At 72.3% G+C, this 18423-nt stretch carries 17 protein-coding genes; 4 read left to right on the forward strand and 13 right to left on the reverse strand.

The window, feature by feature from the left end; genetic code table 11:
• Positions 1 to 116: 116 nt before the first annotated feature.
• The 10 genes from hisF to JOD49_RS02225 form a co-directional block, all read right to left on the reverse strand.
• The gene (gene hisF, locus JOD49_RS02180) at positions 117 to 887 is read right to left on the reverse strand and encodes an imidazole glycerol phosphate synthase subunit HisF (protein ID WP_205305787.1); all 771 of its coding nucleotides are present in this window, start codon (positions 885 to 887) and stop codon (positions 117 to 119) included.
• Between the two features lie 4 nt (positions 888 to 891).
• Positions 892 to 1812, reverse strand: a complete 921-nt coding sequence (locus tag JOD49_RS02185) for an FKBP-type peptidyl-prolyl cis-trans isomerase (RefSeq protein WP_205305788.1) — start codon at positions 1810 to 1812, stop codon at positions 892 to 894.
• A gap of 159 nt (positions 1813 to 1971) precedes the next feature.
• Positions 1972 to 3333 carry a Pup--protein ligase gene (pafA, locus tag JOD49_RS02190; RefSeq protein ID WP_205305789.1) on the reverse strand — a complete coding sequence of 454 codons (1362 nt, stop codon included), beginning with the start codon at positions 3331 to 3333 and terminating at the stop codon, positions 1972 to 1974.
• On the reverse strand, positions 3323 to 4063 hold the full coding sequence (gene prcA / locus JOD49_RS02195; protein WP_205305790.1) for a proteasome subunit alpha: 741 nt from the start codon (positions 4061 to 4063) through the stop codon (positions 3323 to 3325). Before prcA ends, pafA begins: the two co-directional genes overlap by 11 nt.
• Positions 4060 to 5043 (reverse strand): proteasome subunit beta, encoded by a 984-nt coding sequence (gene prcB / locus JOD49_RS02200; protein ID WP_205305791.1) that lies wholly within the window; start codon positions 5041 to 5043, stop codon positions 4060 to 4062. The genes prcA and prcB overlap by 4 nt, the downstream gene beginning before the upstream one ends.
• A gap of 19 nt (positions 5044 to 5062) precedes the next feature.
• Positions 5063 to 5257 carry a ubiquitin-like protein Pup gene (locus JOD49_RS02205; RefSeq protein WP_205305792.1) on the reverse strand — a complete coding sequence of 65 codons (195 nt, stop codon included), beginning with the start codon at positions 5255 to 5257 and terminating at the stop codon, positions 5063 to 5065.
• Positions 5258 to 5391: 134 nt separating this feature from the next.
• Positions 5392 to 7032, reverse strand: a complete 1641-nt coding sequence (gene dop, locus JOD49_RS02210; RefSeq protein WP_239525472.1) for a depupylase/deamidase Dop — start codon at positions 7030 to 7032, stop codon at positions 5392 to 5394.
• 180 nt (positions 7033 to 7212) lie between these two features.
• Positions 7213 to 8904: a proteasome ATPase gene (gene arc / locus JOD49_RS02215; protein ID WP_205305793.1), complete on the reverse strand. Its 1692-nt coding sequence runs from the start codon at positions 8902 to 8904 to the stop codon at positions 7213 to 7215.
• A 158-nt stretch (positions 8905 to 9062) separates the two neighbouring features.
• The gene (locus JOD49_RS02220; RefSeq protein ID WP_239525474.1) at positions 9063 to 10181 is read right to left on the reverse strand and encodes a tRNA (adenine-N1)-methyltransferase; all 1119 of its coding nucleotides are present in this window, start codon (positions 10179 to 10181) and stop codon (positions 9063 to 9065) included.
• Positions 10182 to 10280: 99 nt separating this feature from the next.
• Entirely contained in the window at positions 10281 to 11450 is a 1170-nt protein-coding gene (locus JOD49_RS02225) for a site-2 protease family protein (protein ID WP_307822320.1), read from the reverse strand.
• A gap of 85 nt (positions 11451 to 11535) precedes the next feature.
• Here JOD49_RS02225 and JOD49_RS02230 point away from each other — a divergent pair, with 85 nt between their 5' ends.
• Entirely contained in the window at positions 11536 to 12582 is a 1047-nt protein-coding gene (locus JOD49_RS02230) for a RecB family exonuclease (RefSeq protein ID WP_205305794.1), read from the forward strand.
• A 209-nt stretch (positions 12583 to 12791) separates the two neighbouring features.
• Here JOD49_RS02230 and JOD49_RS02235 read toward each other — a convergent pair whose 3' ends face one another.
• Positions 12792 to 13394, reverse strand: a complete 603-nt coding sequence (locus JOD49_RS02235) for a response regulator transcription factor (protein ID WP_205305795.1) — start codon at positions 13392 to 13394, stop codon at positions 12792 to 12794.
• On the reverse strand, positions 13391 to 14629 hold the full coding sequence (locus JOD49_RS02240) for a sensor histidine kinase (RefSeq protein ID WP_205305796.1): 1239 nt from the start codon (positions 14627 to 14629) through the stop codon (positions 13391 to 13393). Before JOD49_RS02240 ends, JOD49_RS02235 begins: the two co-directional genes overlap by 4 nt.
• A 159-nt stretch (positions 14630 to 14788) precedes the next feature.
• Here JOD49_RS02240 and JOD49_RS02245 point away from each other — a divergent pair, with 159 nt between their 5' ends.
• Together JOD49_RS02245 and JOD49_RS02250 are read left to right on the forward strand one after the other, a co-directional pair.
• The gene (locus JOD49_RS02245; protein WP_205305797.1) at positions 14789 to 15700 is read left to right on the forward strand and encodes an ABC transporter ATP-binding protein; all 912 of its coding nucleotides are present in this window, start codon (positions 14789 to 14791) and stop codon (positions 15698 to 15700) included.
• A gap of 36 nt (positions 15701 to 15736) precedes the next feature.
• A complete protein-coding gene (locus tag JOD49_RS02250) occupies positions 15737 to 16456 on the forward strand; it encodes an ABC transporter permease (RefSeq protein ID WP_205305798.1) in 720 nt (239 codons plus the stop codon).
• A gap of 92 nt (positions 16457 to 16548) precedes the next feature.
• On the opposite strand, the gene JOD49_RS02255 is transcribed toward JOD49_RS02250, so the two are convergent.
• Positions 16549 to 17292, reverse strand: coding sequence for an HAD family hydrolase (locus tag JOD49_RS02255; RefSeq protein WP_205305799.1), 744 nt, complete (start codon positions 17290 to 17292; stop codon positions 16549 to 16551).
• A gap of 144 nt (positions 17293 to 17436) precedes the next feature.
• On the opposite strand from JOD49_RS02255, the gene JOD49_RS02260 reads away from it, so the two are divergent.
• On the forward strand, positions 17437 to 18345 hold the full coding sequence (locus JOD49_RS02260; RefSeq protein ID WP_205305800.1) for a PAC2 family protein: 909 nt from the start codon (positions 17437 to 17439) through the stop codon (positions 18343 to 18345).
• The last annotated feature ends 78 nt before the right edge of the window (positions 18346 to 18423 follow it).

Genomic DNA, 18423 nt, shown 5'->3' on the forward strand with positions numbered 1-18423 from the left:
CGTCGTCGGGCCGCGCCCGGGCTCCCCACGCCCGGCCCGGCGCCCGAGGCCGGGGACCCGTACCGGGACCGGGGACGGATGGTCGGGGCAGGCGGTACGTCGCCTGCCCCGGACCGTCAACGGACCAGCAGGCCGGCCTCGCGCATGTGCTGCTTGACGTCGCCGATCGTCAGCGTCCGGAAGTGGAACACGCTCGCGGCCAGGACCGCGTCCGCTCCCGCCTGCGCGGCCTGGGCGAAGTGCTCGGAGGAGCCCGCTCCCCCGCTCGCGATGAGCGGGACCTTCACCTCGGAGCGCACCGCGCCGAACATGTCGAGGTCGAAGCCGCTCGTCGTGCCGTCGGCGTCCATCGAGTTCAGCAGGATCTCGCCCGCGCCCAGCTCCGCTGCGCGCACGGCCCACTCGACCGCGTCGATCCCGGTCCCCCGGCGCCCACCGTGCGTCGTGACCTCGAAGCCCGACGGCGTCCGCACGTCGCCGGTCACGCGCCGTGCGTCGACCGAGAGGACCAGGACCTGGCTGCCGAACCGGTCGGCGATCTCCGCGACCAGCTCGGGGCGAGCGATCGCCGCGGTGTTGACCCCCACCTTGTCCGCCCCGGCACGCAGCAGCTTGTCGACGTCGTCGGTCGTGCGCACGCCACCACCGACCGTGAGCGGCACGAAGACCTGCTCCGCCGTGCGACGCACCACGTCGTAGGTCGTCTCCCGGTTGCCCGACGAGGCCGAGACGTCGAGGAACGTGATCTCGTCGGCCCCCTCCGCGTCGTAGCGCGCCGCGAGCTCGACGGGGTCGCCCGCGTCGCGCAGGTTCTCGAAGTTGACGCCCTTGACGACGCGCCCCGCGTCGACGTCGAGGCAGGGGATGACACGGACCGTGACCGACATTGAGCTACTGACCTTCCGATTCTTGGCCCGGCGTCTCGTCGACGACCGGGAAGTGCGCGTCCAGGATGTCCACCACGTACACGAGCGTCTCGTCCGCGTACGGCAGCCCCGTCCCCGCGTAGGCCAGGGCGGGGGGCACGACGAGCAGGACCTGGCTGCCCACGCTCTGCTCCAGGAGCCCGCGCTCCCACCCCTCGATGATCTGCCCGATGCCGATCATGGTCGAGGCCGGCTTGGTGCCCTTCGGCCAGTTCGAGTCGAAGACCTCGCCCGAGGCCCACGCGACCCCGGTGAAGCGGACCGTGATGACCTGACCGGCCTCGACCTGGATCCCGCTGCCCCGCACGAGCGGCTGGACGACCAGGTCTCCCGGAGGGGCCGTGTCCGGGGGGATCGTCACCGTGGGCGCGCCGTCCTCGGCGAGAGACACTCCGGGAAGCCCCTCGACGGGGGCGATGGCCTCCCCCGACGCACGCACGGGAAGCACGTCGATGACCAGGACCAGCGGGACGTCGTTCGCCTCCTCGAGGTACAGCACGCGCGCCCCGACCCGCTGTCCGACCAGGAGGTCGACGATCTCGGACCCCGCCTCCGCGTCCGTCAGCACGAGGGACGTGGGGGCGTCGGTGTAGGTGTTCTGGAGCACGGTGGCGTCTCGCCCGTCGAGCGCGTACATGTTGACGAGGACGTCCTGGCCCTCGACCAGCTCCGCGCCCGTGCCCGGGACGACGACCTCGCCGCGCTCCTTGGGGACGCTCAGCGGCTGCACGAACTCGACGACCGGCGGCGCCCCGATCACGCCCGAGACCGCGACCTCGGTGTTCGTGGACCCGTCCTCGCGCTCCGGCAGCTCCGAGCAGGCCGCGGTGGTCAGCGCGAGCACCACGGCGACGACGACGGACGACCAGTGGTGCTGGCGACGCACGGAACTCCTCAGGACGGGCGGGACGGGGCGCCACCACCTTATCGGTGGCCGCACCCCGTCCCCGTCCGTGTCCGGTCCGCGAACCGTCCGCGTGCCCGGTCCTGGCCGGGGACGCCGTCCTGACCGGGGACGCTGCGTGCTCGGCGCACGCCGACACGGTCACATGGACTCGATGAGCCGCTCGACCCTCTCGTCGACGTTCTGGAACGGGTCCTTGCACAGCACGGTCCGCTGCGCCTGGTCGTTGAGCTTGAGGTGCACCCAGTCGACCGTGTAGTCGCGTCTGGCCTCCTGGGCCTTGCGCACGAAGTCCCCGCGCAGCTTGGCGCGGGTGGTCTGCGGCGGGATCGCCGTCGACTCGAACACCTCGAGGTCCGTCGTGATCCGCTCGACCATGCCGCGGGCCGCGAGCATGTTGTACAGGCCGTCGGTCCGCGAGATGTCGTGGTACGCCAGGTCCAGGCGGGCGATGCGCGGGTCGTCGAGCTCGAGGCCGTGCTTCTCCTGGTAGCGGCGCAGGATCTTGAGCTTGATGACCCAGTCGAGCTCGCGGTCGACGAGCGACAGGTCGTCGGTCTCGAGCGCACGCAGCCCACGCTCCCACAGGTCCAGGACCTGCTTCACGACGGGAGTGGGCGTCTCGTTCGCGTCCACGAACTCCTTGACCCGCTGGAGGTACTCGCCCTGCAGGTCCACGGCCGTCACGGTGCGACCGTTCGCCATCTGCACGGGGTGCTTGCCGGTCATGTCGTGGCTGATCTCGCGGATGGCCCGGATCGGGTTCTCGAGGGCCATGTCGCGCAAGGGCACCCCTGCCTCGATCATGCGCAGGATCAGGTCGGTCGCCCCGACCTTGAGCATCGTCGTGGTCTCGGCCATCGAGGAGTCGCCGACGATCACGTGCAGGCGCCGGTACTGCTCGGCGTCGGCGTGCGGCTCGTCACGCGTGTTGATGATCGGGCGCGACCGCGTGGTCGCGCTCGAGACCGCCTCCCAGATGTGGTCGGCCCGCTGCGAGAGAGCGTAGATCGCTCCCCGCGGCGTCGCGAGGATCTTGCCGGCCCCCGTGAGCACCTGGCGCGTGATGAGGAACGGCACCAGCACGTCCGAGAGGCGCGCGAAGTCGCCCTGCCGGCGGACCAGGTAGTTCTCGTGGCACCCGTAGGAGTTCCCGGCCGAGTCGGTGTTGTTCTTGAACAGGTGGATGCGCCCCGGCAGGCCCTCGTGCTCGAGCCGCTCCTGGGCGTCGGCCACGAGGCCCTCCAGGATGCGCTCGCCGCCGCGGTCGTACGCCACGAGCTGGCGCACGTCGTCGCACTCGGCGGTCGCGTACTCGGGGTGCGAACCGACGTCGAGATACAGTCGCGACCCGTTGCGCAGGAACACGTTCGACGACCGGCCCCACGCGACGACCTTGCGGAACAGGTAGCGCGCGACCTCGTCCGCGGACAGGCCGCGGCCGTCGTCCGAGGCGCACGTCACGCCGTACTCGGTCTCGAGACCGAAGATCCTACGGTCCATCCGGAGCCTCCTCGGGCTTCTCCTCGAGCAACCCGGCCAGCACCGCGCCGGTCAGGCGGCGGAACGCACGCCGGGGGCGGGTGCGGTCGAGCACCGCGACCTCGAGCTGGTTGGCGGGGATGGCCTGCGCCCCCTCGAGCGCGTCGCGAGCGTCGTGCGCCCCCGCACCGCCGAGCGTCGAGACCGCGAGGCGCAGCACCTCCGGCAGCGTCATGCCGGGGTGCCAGGCCTCGCCCAGGTCCCGGCCGAGCTGCTCGGCCTGCCCGCCCATGACGACGAAGCCGGTCTCGTCCGCGACCGACCCGTCGTACGACAGGCGGTAGATCTGGTCCTGGGCCGGGCTCGGCCCGACCTCGGCCACGACCAGCTCGACCTCGAGCGGCTTGGACTCGGTCGTGAAGACCGTGCCGAGCGTCTGCGCGTACGCGTTCGCCAGGCCGCGCGCGTTGACGTCGGACCGGTCGTACGAGTAGCCACGCAGGTCCGCGTACCGCACGCCCGCGACCCGCAGGTTCTCGAACTCGTTGTACTTGCCGACCGCCGCGAACGCGATGCGGTCGTAGATCTCCGAGATCTTGTGCAGCGACCGCGACGGGTTGTGCGTCGCGAACGCGATGCCCTCGTCGTAGGCGAGCACGACGACAGAGCGACCCCGGCCGATGCCCTTGCGCGCGAAGTCGGCCCGGTCCTTCATGAGCTGCTCGGGCGAGACGTAGAACGGCATGCTCATCGTGCGTCACCTCCCCCGTGCTCCCGGCCGGTCGGGTCCGGCTGGTCGGGCGGGATCCCCGGCGGCTCCGGGGCGAGCCCCGCCGAGGGCCGTGCGATCCGCACGCGTGCGGCGCGGTTCCCGTCGGCCTGCTCGGTGCGCTCCGCGACGATCCGCGCGGCGACCGTCGCGAGCTCGTCGTCGGGGACCCGGCGGTACCCCTCGGCGGTCACCGTGACCACGACGGGCCAGATCTGGCGGACCGCGTCCGGCCCCCCGGTCGCCGAGTCGTCGTCGGCCGCGTCGTACAGGGCCTCGACGGCGACATGGACCGCGTCTGCGGTGTCGAGGCCCGGGTGCCAGCGCTTCTTGAGAGACCCGCGCGCGAAGACCGAGCCCGACCCCACGCTGTGGTGGTCCCGCTCCTCGTAGCGCCCGCCCGTGACGTCGTACGAGAAGATGCGCCCGAGCCCTCGGTCCAGGTCGTAGCCCGCGAACAAGGGCACGACCGCGAGGCCCTGCATGGCCAGGCCGAGGTTCGCCCGGATCATGGTCGAGAGCCGGTTCGCCTTGCCGTCGAGCGACAGGAGCGCGCCCTCGATCTTCTCGTAGTGCTCGAGCTCGAGCTGGAAGAGGCGCACGAGCTCGACCGCGATGCCCGCGGTCCCCGCGATGCCCACCGCGGAGAACTCGTCGGCGGGGAAGACCTTCTCGATCTCCCGGTTGGCGATCATCGACCCCATCGTGGCGCGGCGGTCCCCCGCCATGACGACCCCCGCCCCGGGGGTCCCAGGAGCCCCGAAGGTCAGCGCGACGATCGTCGTGGCGTGCGGGGCGAGCTGGGCGCCCGCAGCGCCGTGGCCGCCCGCGGCCGCGGGACCCGCGACGGCCCTCGCCGAGGGCAGCAGGTCAGGGGCATGGCTCGCGAGGAACTCCACGAAGGAGGACGAGCCCGGCGTGGTGAAGGCGTGCGGCAGACGCCCGGAGTGGTCCATGGTCATCAGCTCCTGGCCGGTCCGGCTACTCGCCGCCCTTCTGGACGAACCCTCGGACGAACGACTCGGCGTTGGACTCGAGCACCTCGTCGATCTCCTCCAGGAGCGAGTCGACCTCGGCGTCCCGGTCCTGCGCCTGGGGTGCGACCGGCGCGGGGGTGGCCGCGTCGTCGTCGGGACGGCGATCCTCGTGCGATGCGCTGCTGCGTTCCTGGGCCATCTTCGCCTCCTGGGTGTGCGTGCTGTCCTGCTGATCCGTGGGCGGCCCTGCGCGAGGCCCGCGTCTTCTTGAAGCCTAGGCTCTTGCGTGCAGTTCGCGAGGTGCGACGAGCCGCGAGCGCACGGCGGGGCACCTCATCGGCTGCCCGCGAGACCCTCGAGGAGCGCGCCCGCGTCCGTGCTCGCGTCGAGCAGCGCGCCGATGTGAGCCCTGGTCCCGCGCAACGGGTCGAGCATGGGCACGCGCTGGAGCGACGGGGCGCCCACGACGTCGAAGATCACCGAGTCCCAGCTCGCGGCCGAGACCTGGTCGCCGAACCGGGCCATGACCTCGCCCCGGAAGTACGCGCGCGTGTCCTCGGGCGCGTGGTGCACGGCCTGGGAGACCGCACGCTCGTCGACCAGGCGTTCGGCGGCCCCCGCCGCGAGCAACCGGTGGTAGATGCTGCGCTCGGGGCGGACGTCCGACCACTGGAGGTCCATCGCGGCCAGCCGCGGGTGGTCCCAGTCGAGGTGGTCGCGCCGCCGCAACCGGTCCAGGAGCCGCAGCTTGGCGACCCACTCGACCTCCGTGGCGCACGACGCGGGGTCCGTCCCGAGGCGCTCGAGCACCGAGTCCCACCGGTCGAGGACCGCTCGGGTCTCGTCGTCGAGCGTGCCCAGGTGCTCGGCCGCGCGGCGCGCCACGTCGGCGTACACACGCTGGATCTGCAGGGCCGTGAGCCGGCGGCCGTCCGCGAGCAGGAGGGGCGTGGTCAGGTCGAGGTCGCGGCTGACCTTCTGGACGTCGGTCACCGGGTCGTGCAGACGCAGGGCCGCGAGCTCGGCGCGCAGGGAGGCCGCGGAGGCCCCCTCGACGGTCGCGAGCGCGTCGAGCTGCTCGATCACGAAAAGCACGAGCGAGGTGGTGCCGAGCTTGAGGTAGGTCGCGACCTCGAACAGGTTCGCGTCCCCGATGATGAGGTGCAGGCGGCGCCAGCGCTGACGGTCGGCGTGCGGCTCGTCGCGCGTGTTGACGATGGGGCGGCGCAGCGTCGTCTCGAGGCCGACCTCGGCCTCCATGTAGTCCGCGCGCTGCGAGAGCTGGAAGCCCGGCTCCTGCCCCACGGCGCCGAGGCCCACGCGCCCCGAGCCCGTGAAGACCTGGCGCGTGACGAGGAACGGCGTGAGCAGCTCGACGATGGTCGTGAACGGTACCTCGCGGTCGACGAGGTAGTTCTCGTGCGTGCCGTAGGACGCACCCTTGCCGTCGACGTTGTTCTTGTACAGCACGACCTCCGAGCCCGGCACGGCGCTGAGCTCGCGCGAGGCCGCGAGCATGATGCGCTCGCCCGCGACGTCCCAGCACACCGCGTCGGTGGGGTTCGTGACCTCGGGCGAGGAGTACTCGGGGTGCGCATGGTCGACGTAGAGCCGCGCCCCGTTGGTCAGGATCACGTTCGCCGCGCTCGGGTCGTCGTACTCCTCGTGCGTGGGGCGCGCGACCTCCTGGAGCGAGGTCGCCGCACCGGGGCGCTGTGCCACGGGGCCCGACGGCGCGGGCCGGCTCGGGTCGTCCGTCAGCAGCGAGGGGTGGGCCGCGGCCCGCTGGAGGTGGAACCCCCGGGCGTCCTGCAGCGGGTCCTCGTCGTCGTAGTCCCACCGTGCCTTGCCGCGAGCGCCGTCGGCACGGGCCGCGAGCGCCCGGTAGGTCGTCACGACCTGGCTCGACATGAGCATCGGGTTGGCGAGCGGCTTCCCGGGCTGCAGCACGCCGTACTCGGTCTCGATCCCCATCACGCGTCGCACGGTCACGAGCACCACCCTATGCCGGGGCCGCCGCGGCGGGGCGGGCTGTCCACGGAGGGGACCGTCACGACGCACCTGCCCGACCCGTCCCGTGCACGACCAGGCCCGGCGGCGGGGTGCGCCGTCGGGCCTGGTCGTGCACGGCGGCGCGAGGCGCCGGGACCTGCGCTACAGGTACTGACCCGTGTTGGTCACGGTGTCGATGGTGCGCGCCGTGGCACCCGCCCCGTCGCCCTTCTTCTGGATGATCGTGCGGATGAAGACGATGCGCTCGCCCTTCTTGCCGGAGATCCGCGCCCAGTCGTCGGGGTTGGTCGTGTTGGGCAGGTCCTCGTTCTCCTTGAACTCGTCGACGCACGCCGCGAGCAGGTGCTCGACCCGGATGCCGCGCCGGCCGGTCGCCAGGAGGTCCTTGATCGCGGACTTCTTGGCGCGGTCCACGACGTTCTGGATCATGGCGCCCGAGTTGAAGTCCTTGAAGAACAGGACCTCCTTGTCGCCGCTCGCGTACGTGACCTCGAGGAACTGGTTCTCGTCGCCCTCGGAGTACATGCGCTCGACCACGCTCGTGATCATCGCGTCGAGGGCCTCCTGCGGGCTCCCGCCGTGCTCGGCCAGGTCGTCCGGGTGGATCGGCAGGTCCGTCGTCAGGTACTTCGCGAAGATCTCCTTGGCACCCTCGGCGTCCGGGCGCTCGATCTTGATCTTCACGTCGAGCCGCCCGGGGCGCAGGATCGCGGGGTCGATCATGTCCTCCCGGTTGGACGCACCGATGACGATGACGTTGTCGAGGCGCTCGACGCCGTCGATCTCGCTCAGGAGCTGGGGCACGATCGTGGTCTCGACGTCGGACGACAGGCCCGTGCCGCGCGTGCGGAACAGCGACTCCATCTCGTCGAAGAACACCACGACGGGGGTGCCCTGCGAGGCCTTCTCCCGGGCGCGGGCGAAGATGAGCCGGATGTGGCGCTCGGTCTCCCCCACGTACTTGTTGAGGAGCTCGGGCCCCTTGACGTTGAGGAAGTAGCTCTTCGCGCCGTCCGGGTCCGAGACGACCGGCTCGCCCGCGAGCTCGCCCGCCGCGGCGCGCGCCTTGGCGACCGTGTGCGCGAGGGAGTTCGCGACGGCCTTGGCGATGAGCGTCTTGCCGCACCCGGGGGGCCCGTACAGCAGGACGCCCTTGGGCGGGCGCAGCCCGTGCTCGCGGAACAGGTCCGGGTGGCTGAACGGCAGCTCGACGGCGTCGCGGATCTGCTCGATCTGCGGCCCCAGGCCACCGATGTCGGAGTAGTCGATGTCGGGGACCTCTTCGAGGACGAGCTCCTCGACCTCGGACTTGGGCACGATCTCGAACACGAACCCGCTGCGCGTGTCGATCGTCAGGGAGTCCCCGACGCGCAGGGGCGAGTCGGCGAGCGAGCCTGCGAGCCGCACCACGCGCTCCTCGTCCGAGCGCCCCACGACGAGCGCGCGGTCGGAGCCCAGGAGCTCCTTGACCGTCACGAGCTCGCCGACCTGCTCGTACCCGCCGGCGGCCACGACCGTCATGGCCTCGTTGAGCTTGACCTCCTGGCCCGGCTGCAACCGCGACACGTCGAGGCTCGGGCTCGCCCCGACGTGCATCTTGCGGCCCGCCGCGGACACGTCCACGGTGCCGTCGGGGTGCGCGCCGAGGAACAGCGCGTAGGTGCCCGGGGGCTTGGCGAGCTCGTCGATCTGCCGCTTGAGGTCGATGATCTGGTCCCGTGCGGCCCGCAGGGCCTCGGCGAGCCGTTCGTTCTTCGCGGACAGGATCGCCTGCTGGCGTTCCGCGTCACGGCTCGGGGTCTGTCCAGGTGTCAGTCCAGGCGCGTCGGTCATCCGGCCTTCTCCCTCTCGCTGGCACCGTCAGGAGGTCGTGCGGTCGACCCCGTCACCGGTGCGTCACCGATCCCCGGCAACCCGGTGATCGAGGCACGACCTTACGCACAAGTGTCCGCCGGGCGCTGCAGGAACGCCCGGGTTGAGACGGTCGCTCCTCAATCGTTGTCGAGCACGTCCGAAACGTCCTGCGTGTCCTGCGCCTGCCCGTCCGGAGCCACGGAGTCCTCGGTGGTCGCCTCGACCGGCTCGAGCGGCTGGCCCGTACGCGGGTCGAGCTGGGCCCCCTGGCCGACGTCGCGGCGCACGCGGCGCACGCGCTTGTCGGAGACCGACCGCTCGCCCAGGTCCTCGGGCGTCCACTCCTCGGCCACCGGGTAGGACCCCTTCGCGGGGCGACGCTTGCGCAGGGGCGCGACCGTGCCGTCCGCGAGCCGGCGTGCCGTGAGCAGGAAGCCCGTGTGCCCGACCATGCGGTGCTGCGGGCGCACCGCGAGCCCCTCGAGGTGCCAGCCGCGCACGAGCGACTCCCACGCCGAGGGCTCGGCGTAGCGGCCGTCGGAGCGCAGGTCCTCGGCGAGGCGCGAGAGCTGGGTCGCGGTCGCGACGTAGCAGATGAGGACCCCGCCCGGCGCGAGCGCGTCGGCCACGGCGTCGAGGTTCTCCCACGGCGCGAGCATGTCGAGCACGACGCGGTCGATCGAGCCCTTCTCCGCGACCTGCGGCAGGACGTCCGAGAGGTCGCCGACCGACAGCTCCCACGCGGGGTGCTCCCCACCGAAGAACAGCTCGACGTTCCCGCGCGCGATCGCCGCGAAGTCCTCACGGCGCTCGATCGAGTGCACGGTGCCCTGGTCACCGACGGCGCGCAGCAGCGACATGGTCAGCGCACCCGAGCCCACGCCCGCCTCGACGACGCGCGCACCGGGGTAGATGTCGGCCATCGCGACGATCTGACCCGCGTCCTTGGGGTAGACCACGGCCGCGCCGCGCGGCATCGAGAGCACGTAGTCGGCGAGCAGCGGGCGCAGCGCGAGGTACTCGATGCCTGCGGTGTTGCGCACGACCGAGCCCTCGGGCAGGCCCACCAGGTCCTCGTGGCTGAGGTAGCCGCGGTGCGTGTGGAACGTCGCCCCCGTCGCGAGCGTGATGGTGTGCAGGCGGCCGCGGGGGTCCGTGAGCTGGACCTTGTCCCCCAGGCGCAGCGGTCCACGCCGCACGTCGGCGCCGGTCGGCGTGGGGGCCTGCGTGGCGGCGTCGTCGGCCGGGGCGGGCAGGGCGGAGGCGTCGTGCGCGGGGTCGTGGGTCACGGGCGACCATCCTAGTCGGGCGGGACGGGTCTCCCGCCCGGTCCTCGGACGCGGCCCGGTGACGGGTCAGCGCCCGCGGGTCCCCTTGAGCGCCGCGACGACGCGCGTGACGTCCAGGAGCCCGACGACGCGACCGCCGTCGGTCACGACGACCACCGGGGCGTCGCGCGTCACCGCGGCCACGGCGTCGAGCATGGCCTGGCCGCGCAGGTGCACGTCGACCCACGCGGTGGGAGGCAGCCCGACGGCGACGGCCCCGACCGGGGTCAGCGGCGCCTGCGCCGGGGGCACCGCGGCGACGGCCGCGGGGTCCGCGAAGGCCACGGGGTGGCCGTCCGCCTCGACCAGCACGACGTGACCGGCACCGGCGCGCTGGGCCGACACGACGGCGTCGGCCACCGTGCTGGAGACGGGCACCGCGACGGCCGGGTACGCGAGCGCCGCGACCGACAGGCCCGCGACGGCCTCGCGCGTGCGGCCGTTCTTGATCGCGGCCCCCGCGCCGGACCACAGGAAGGCGCCGATGAGCGCGGCCCACGCGACCGTGAACAAGGACACCTGGTAGCCGTTGAGCTGCGGCCACACGAGCGCCCAGAGGACGACCCCGATCGCCACGACCCGCCCGACCCAGCCCGCGACGATCGTGCCCGTGGTGCGGGAACCGGTCGCGGCCCAGACCGCGGACTCGAGGATCTGGCCGCCGTCGAGGGGTAGACCCGGCAGGAGGTTGAAGATGCCGACGAACGCGTTCGAGAACGCCGCCGCGTACAGCAGCAGGGCGGGGATCGTCATGGTCGGCTGCACCTGGAAGACGAGCCAGCACACCGCCGCGAGGAGAAGGTTGGTGAGCGGGCCGACGACCGAGACGAGGATGCCGTCGAGCGGACGCCTCGACGCGCCCGAGTACGCGGTGTGGCCGCCCCACAGGGTCACGGCGAGCTCCGTGACCTGGTGCCCCCGAGCCTTCGCGACCACGGCGTGCGCGACCTCGTGCAGGAACACCGAGACGAACAGCAGCAGCACGAAGACGAACGAGACCAGGTAGACCTCGCTGCTGCCGAGGTGCGGCGCGAAGCTGCGCACCGTGGGGACGAACAGGAACGTCAGCACGGCTGCGGCCAGGAACCAGGACGGGGTCAGGATGACGGGGGCACCCGACACCCGACCGATGATCCAGCCCTTCGTGAGCTGCGGGTCTCGGGGGGCGCGACGTGCCGGTGCCGGGGTGGTCTCCACGTCGACACCCTATGTCGGGCACCTGCGCCTGACCCGTGCTGTGGAACGTCGCGGTCGTGTGGGAGTGGCCACGTAGGCTCGACGCATGACGTCCCTCGCCCCCGACCTCGCAGGCTCCGGCCACACTTCTGGCCGGCCCACCGGGCCCGTCGCGCCCACCGGGTCCGTCGCGCCCGCGGACGCCGCCGAGCCGCTCGAGTCCGTCGAGACGGCCGAGCTCCTGGGCCACGCTCCTCGCGAGCGCCGTCGGCCCGCGTTGTCGCCGTCCCGGGCGAACGACTTCATGCAGTGCCCGCTGCTGTTCCGGTTCCGCGTGGTCGACAAGCTGCCCGAGCCCCCCAGCTCTGCGGCCGCGCGCGGCACCCTGGTCCACTCGGTGCTAGAACGCCTCTACGACGCCCCCGTGGGCGAGCGCACCCTCGCGGCCGCCCAGGCCATGCTGCCCGGCGAGTGGGAGCGGCTGCAGGAGGCCGAGCCGCGGTACGCGGAGCTGTTCGCCGGTGGCGCTGCGGGGTCTGCGGGCTCGGCCGGTGCGGGTGCAGGCCCCGACAACCCGGCCGACGGCGGGGTGCAGGCCTGGCTCGACGGCGCAGGGAACCTCCTGGGCACGTACTTCACGCTCGAGGACCCCAACCGCCTCGAGCCCGCCGAGCGCGAGATGTTCGTCGAGACCCAGCTCGAGGACGGTCCGCTGCTGCGCGGCATCGTCGACCGGCTCGACGTGGCCCCCAACGGTGCGATGCGGGTCGTGGACTACAAGACGGGCAAGTCTCCCCGCCCGCAGTACCAGGGCTCTGCGCTGTTCCAGATGCGCTTCTACGGCCTCGTGCTGTGGCGCGAGCGGGGCGAGATCCCCAAGATGCTCCAGCTCGTCTACCTGGGTGACGGCCAGGTGCTGCGCGCCGAGCCGCAGGAGGCGGACCTCCGCGCGGTCGAGGAGCAGGTGCGCACGCTCTGGTCGACCATCACGCAGGCCGCACGCACCGGGCAGTGGACCCCGCGCCGGACCCCGCTGTGCGGGTGGTGCGCGCACCAGGCCGTGTGCCCGCAGTTCGGCGGGACGCCGCCTGAGATCCCCGAGGGCGCGGTCGAGCTCGCGCTCGGCATCGCGCCGGAGGCCGTGGCGTCGTAGGACGCGTCGCCCGGCCCCGACGACGCGCGAGCGGAGCCTTGCGTAGCACCCACCCCAGGTGGTGTGTTCCGCGGAACACCAACAATCGTTGGCGCTCCGCCGAAGACCACATCCCCGGCGTCATGCCGGGATCTGCCTGGCTCAGAGCTCGATGAGGTCCATCACGTCGCTCCGGAAAGCGTGCACGGAGCCGCTGACCGGGGTCCGCCTCAGAGCCAGTCGTGCTCGCGCGCGTAGCGCGCGGCCTCGTGCCGCGTGCGCGTCTGGGTCTTCTGCATCGCGCTCGAGAGATAGTTGCGGACCGTACCCTGCGCCAGGTGCAGCCTGGCCGCGATCTCGGCGACGGAGAAGCCGTCGCGCGTGACGCGAAGCACGTCGAGCTCGCGGTCCGTCAGTGGCACGTCGTCCATGAGCGCGGCAGCGGACACGTCGTGGTCGATCCAACGCCGCCCCTGGTGCAGCGCCGCGATGACGGTCGTGATGTGGCTCGGCTCGGCGGACTTGCTCACGAAGCCCTGCACGCCGAGCCGCAGCGCCTTGCGCAGGACGCCTGGACGGGCGTGGCGCGTGAGCATGAGGATCACCTGGTCGGGCGCGACCCGCCGGATCCGGGCGACCGCCTCGAGCCCGTCGACGCCAGGCATCTCGAGGTCGATGACGAGCACGTCAGGGCGGTGCGCGAGCGTGGCCTCGACCGCCTGCGCCCCGTCGGCTGCCTCCGCCACGACGATGACGTCGCCCTCGAGCGGGAGCAGCGCAGCAAGGGCGCTGCGCAGGAGGACCTCGTCGTCAGCCAGCACGATCGTGGTCACGGGCCCTGCCCCTCGCTCCTCGGACCGGTGCGCTGTCCCGGAACCGAGAACGTGGCCGCAGTCCGGAAGAGCCCGTCGGCGACCTCGACAGTGAGCTCGCCGCCCGCCTCCGACACACGCCTTGCGAGGACGGCCAGGCCGTGGAGCGTCGGGCTGGTGGCGGGAGCGCCGTCGTTGACGACGGTGATGCCGTCGGCCGTGAGGAGGACGTGCACGAACGTGGCGCGCGAGTGACGCAAGACGTTGGTCGTGGTCTCACGCAGCACCTGCGCGAGGAGATCTCCGAAGTGCGCGCCCAGCTCCGCCGGGCGGTCGACGCGCACGCGGATACCCGCGGCCTCCAGAAGGCGCCGCGCGTTCTCCAGCTCTGCCGAGAGGTTGGGACGGCGCTGCCCGTACGCGAGCTCCTTCGCCTGCGCGATCGTGTCCCCGACCAGTGCGTACGTCTCGCGCAGCTCCCGCTCAGCCGCCGACGTGTCGGTCCGGACCAGCTTCTGCGCGAGCGCGATCTTGAGCTTCACGACGTGCAGGGTGTGGCCCTGGATGTCGTGCAGGTCGCTCGCGAACCGCATGCGCTCCCTCACGACCGCGAGCTCGGCCTCGCGCTCCCGTGCCTCCTCGAGCTCGGTCATGACGTCGTAGAAGCCCTTGTGGGGGTAGCGCATGCCGATCAGGACCACCGTGATCCCGGTCGGGACGAGGACGTACGCGACGAGCCCCGCGGCGTCGACCTTCCCCGACGCGACCAGGCCCCAGACGCCCACCGCGGCGACGTACCCGGCAACGCCGACAGCGGCCGCCGCCCGGTGGCGGGACAGCTCGGGGACGACCAGGCTCCCGACGATCGCGAGACCGTAGTACGCGGCCTCGGGACCGGGTTCCACCACGAGGACGCCGTAGGGCCATACCGCCGCGGCGACGACCAGGCAGGGCACCTGCACGCGCACGAGGTCGGCCGCCGTCCACCGTTCGAAGGCCAGGAGGGCCGCTGCGGTCCCGAGAGCCAGCACGACCGCCTGCACCGCGTCCTGCGCCTGCACCGCGACGAGATAGGCGCCGACGAGCGCGAGCACGGGCAGGAGGGCGAGGAGGTTGAGCCGCCGGAAACGGCGGCGCGACGCCTCCGACGTGCGGGTCGCGCGGGAGCCCCACGGCGACCTGTACGGCGACGGACGCGCCGTGACGCGCTCGCGGGGCGCCGTCGGGACCTCCGGCGCGGAGGGGCGTGCGTCCATGGGCAGCTCACTGGTTCGGCGACGGTCTCAGAGTCAGTATCCGGCCGGGGCAGGACGGAGACCAGTGACACCACGTCATGCGTGTCCTCCGCAGACGTCATACCGACCCCTGACGCCACGGCACTGGGAGCGCGGACTGCGCGCGGCTGAGATGGTGCCATGACCTCAGACCCAGTGATCGACGTCGAGAACCTCGGCGTCGTGTACGGCGGCTTCCATGCCGTGAAGGACCTGTCGTTGCGGGTGGGACGCGGTGAGCTGTACGCACTCCTCGGCACCAACGGCGCCGGCAAGACGTCGGCCCTGGAGGTCGTCGAGGGCCACCGCGCAGCAACTACGGGAACGGTACGCGTCTTCGGTGAGAGCCCGGAGAATCGCAGTGCGGTGCGTGCCCGGACCGGCATCATGCTCCAGGAGAGCGGCTTCTCTCCCGATCTCACCGTGGCAGAGACGGTCGGGCTCCTCGGCCGCCTCTCCGGGCGCACGGACTCGGTGGACCGCGTGCTGGGTCTCGTCGACCTTCGGCACAAGGCGGACACGCGGGTGACCCAGCTCTCGGGAGGTGAGAAGCGGCGACTCGACTTCGCTACCGCGGTGTACGGCAGGCCCGACCTCGTCTTCCTCGACGAGCCCACCACCGGTCTGGACATCGCGTCCCGTGACGCCCTGTGGGAGACCGTCCAGGACCTGCGTGACGAGGGGACGACCGTCGTCCTCACCACCCACTACCTGGAGGAGGCGCAGCAACGTGCCGACCGCATCGGCCTGATGCACCGCGGCACGCTCCGTCGGGAGGGCACGGTCGACGAGCTCACGCTGGCCCTGCCGGCCTCGATCCGTTTCTCGCTCCCGCTCGGCGCACCGGCCCCTCCCGAGCGATCTCTCCCGCAGGACGACCGGACCTGGCTCATCGAGACGTTCACGCTCCAGCGCGACCTCAAGCAGCTCCTCGACTGGGCCGAGGACCACGTCGTGGAGCTCCAGGGGTTGTCCGCGGCCCCGACGCGTCTGGACGACGTGTTCCGCGCCGTAGGCAGCGACGACGGACCCGACCCGTCCCCGCACCACTAGACCTTCCGCAGAGCCCGCCCCCGAGAGGAAACCCTCATGCTCCCCATCGCGCACAGCGAGCTGGTCCAGCTCTTCCGCAACCGTGCCGTGCTCGTCACGAGCCTGGTCATGCCCGTCGCCGCGGCCGTGTTCTTCATCAGCTTCCGCGACGTCTTCGCCAGGATCGGCAGCGTCGGTTATGTCGCGGCCGTGCTCGTGTTCACCATCGCCGCGTTCAGCCTCTACGCGACCACGGTGACCACGCTCGCCGCCCGGCGCCAGGACCTGTTCCTCAAGCGGCTGCGCTCGACGGCTGCGAGGGACGCGAGCATCCTCACGGGCCTCGTGCTCCCCGTCTCCGTGATCGCCCTCGTCCAGGTGGGCGTGATCCTGGGCGTGTTCGGTGCCGTGGGCGGCGGTCCGGCCGCCCCGGTAGTGCTCGTGCTCGCGGTGCTCGCGACGTTCGTGATGATGCTGGCCTTCGGGATCGCGACGGCCGGGGTCACGACCTCGCCCGAGCATGCCCAGGTCACCAGCCTGCCCCTGAGCCTGGGCGTCGTGGCGGTCGCCAGCTGGGTCGGCATCACCGGAACCGACAGCCTCGCGCTGCTCAAGCGGCTCCTCCCCGGGGGCGCGGCCACCGAGCTCGTCGTGAGCTCCTGGCAGGGAGGGACCTCCGTCTCCGAATCGCTCCTCCTGCTCACCCCGACGCTCGCCTGGGTGGGCGTGGCGGTGGCCGTCGCCGTACGGGTCTTCCGCTGGGAGCCTCGACGATGAACGCGCGCACCGACCCGCGCGGGACCACAAGGCCCCGCGGACGGACGTCCTGCCCGCGGTACCCGGCACGCTCGAGGGCTCCGTGGGGTGTGTCAGCCCTCGAACAGGTCGATCACTTCGCCCGCGAGGATGCGCGAGAGCATGTCGACGTCCACGAGCGCGAGCGACGGCGTCCGGCTCAGCCCGGGCAGGACCGGCACGGGGACCACGGCCTCGACACCGAGCGTCGCCGCGCCGGCGGCCTGCGCAGACCCGATGCCCGTGGGCGAGTCCTCGATCGCGACGCACCGCGTCACGTCGACCCCCAGGCGCTCTGCGGCCACGAGGTACGGCTCGGGGTGGGGCTTGCCGTGCGTGACCTCGTCCCCGCACACGAGCGTCTCGAACGACCCGGGCGGGGTCATCCCGACGACGGGCTCGGCGAGCGAGCGGTACGACATGGTGACGAGCGCGCACGGCACCCCGCGCTCGCGCAGCTCGGCGAGGAGCTCTCGCGCGCCGGGCTGCCACGGGACCTCGACCTCGACCTGCGCGATCACGCGCGAGATGAGGAAGTCGATGATCTGCTCGGCGGGCAGGTCGACGCCCTCTGCCTGGAGGATCCTGGCCGACTCGACGAGCGGGTTGCCGACCATCTGCATCGCCTGCTCGTGCGACCAGGTCCCGCCGTGCGCCTCGACGAGCTCGTGCTCGGCGGCGATCCAGTAGGGCTCGGTGTCGACGAGCGTGCCGTCCATGTCCCACAGGACGGCCTGCGGCAGGACGAGCGCCTCACGAGCGGCGGTGTCGGGGCGTGCGAGAGCGGGTGTTTCCAGGGGGTTCAACGAGTACTCCATGCTTCGGGGAACGGTTCGTGGCCGTCCTGCCACCCTAGCTGGCGACCCTGCCACGGCCCACGCGCGCCTCCCGGCGGGGACGGGCGAGGGCCGCACCGGGACTCCGCGTCGGCCGCCGGACCTTCGGCGTCCTAGGCTGGGACGATGAACGAGACCAGGGAACCGCTCGACCCGGCCGACCTGCCCGAGCCGACACTCCCGGCCGAGCCGGCCGAGCACCGCCAGACGGTCATGCTCGCCGCTTTCGAGGGATGGAACGACGCCGGCAGTGCCGCGACCGCGGCGCTCCTGCACCTGCACGACCTGTGGGACGCCCAGGACCTCGCGGAGCTGGACCCCGAGGAGTACCACGACTTCCAGGTCATCCGCCCGGTCGTCACGACCGGGGAGGACGGCCGCCGCGAGATCACCTGGCCGGCGACCAGGATCGTCGCGGCCACGGCCCCGGGCAGCGGCAGGCGAGTCCTGCTGGTGCACGGGATCGAGCCGTCGATGCGGTGGCGCCGGTACTGCCGCGAGCTGCTCGACCTCGCCGAGCGCGAGGGGGTGACCACGGTCGTCACGCTCGGCGCGCTGCTCGCCGACGTCCCGCACACGCGGCCCATCCCCATGACGGCCACGTCCGAGAGCGCTGGCCTGCGTGCGGTCCTCGACGTCGAGCCCAACTCGTACGAGGGGCCGACGGGGATCGTGGGCGTCCTCCAGCACGCCGCCGCGGAGCGCGGGATGCGGTCCGTGTCGTTGTGGGCCGCGGTGCCGCACTACGTCGCCAACCCGCCCTCACCCAAGGCCACGATCGCGATCCTGTCGCGGGTCGAGGAGCTGCTGTCCGACCCGATCCCGCTGGGCGACCTCCCCGAGGAGGCCGAGGCGTGGCAGCACGGCGTCGACGAGCTCGCCGCGGAGGACGAGGAGATCGCGGAGTACGTCCACCAGCTCGAGGAGGCCAAGGACACGGCCGAGCTGCCCGAGGCGAGCGGTGAGGCCATCGCCCGCGAGTTCGAGCGCTATCTCAAGCGCCGGGACGACGGCACGGGCGGCCCGCTCGCCTGAGCACCGGGTCGGCGCCTCCCGTGGGGCCCGGTCCCGCACGACGAACGGCCCGTGGCCCCACCGAGGGAGCCACGGGCC

Source organism: Oerskovia jenensis, assembly GCF_016907235.1.
Lineage (GTDB): Bacteria > Actinomycetota > Actinomycetes > Actinomycetales > Cellulomonadaceae > Oerskovia > Oerskovia jenensis.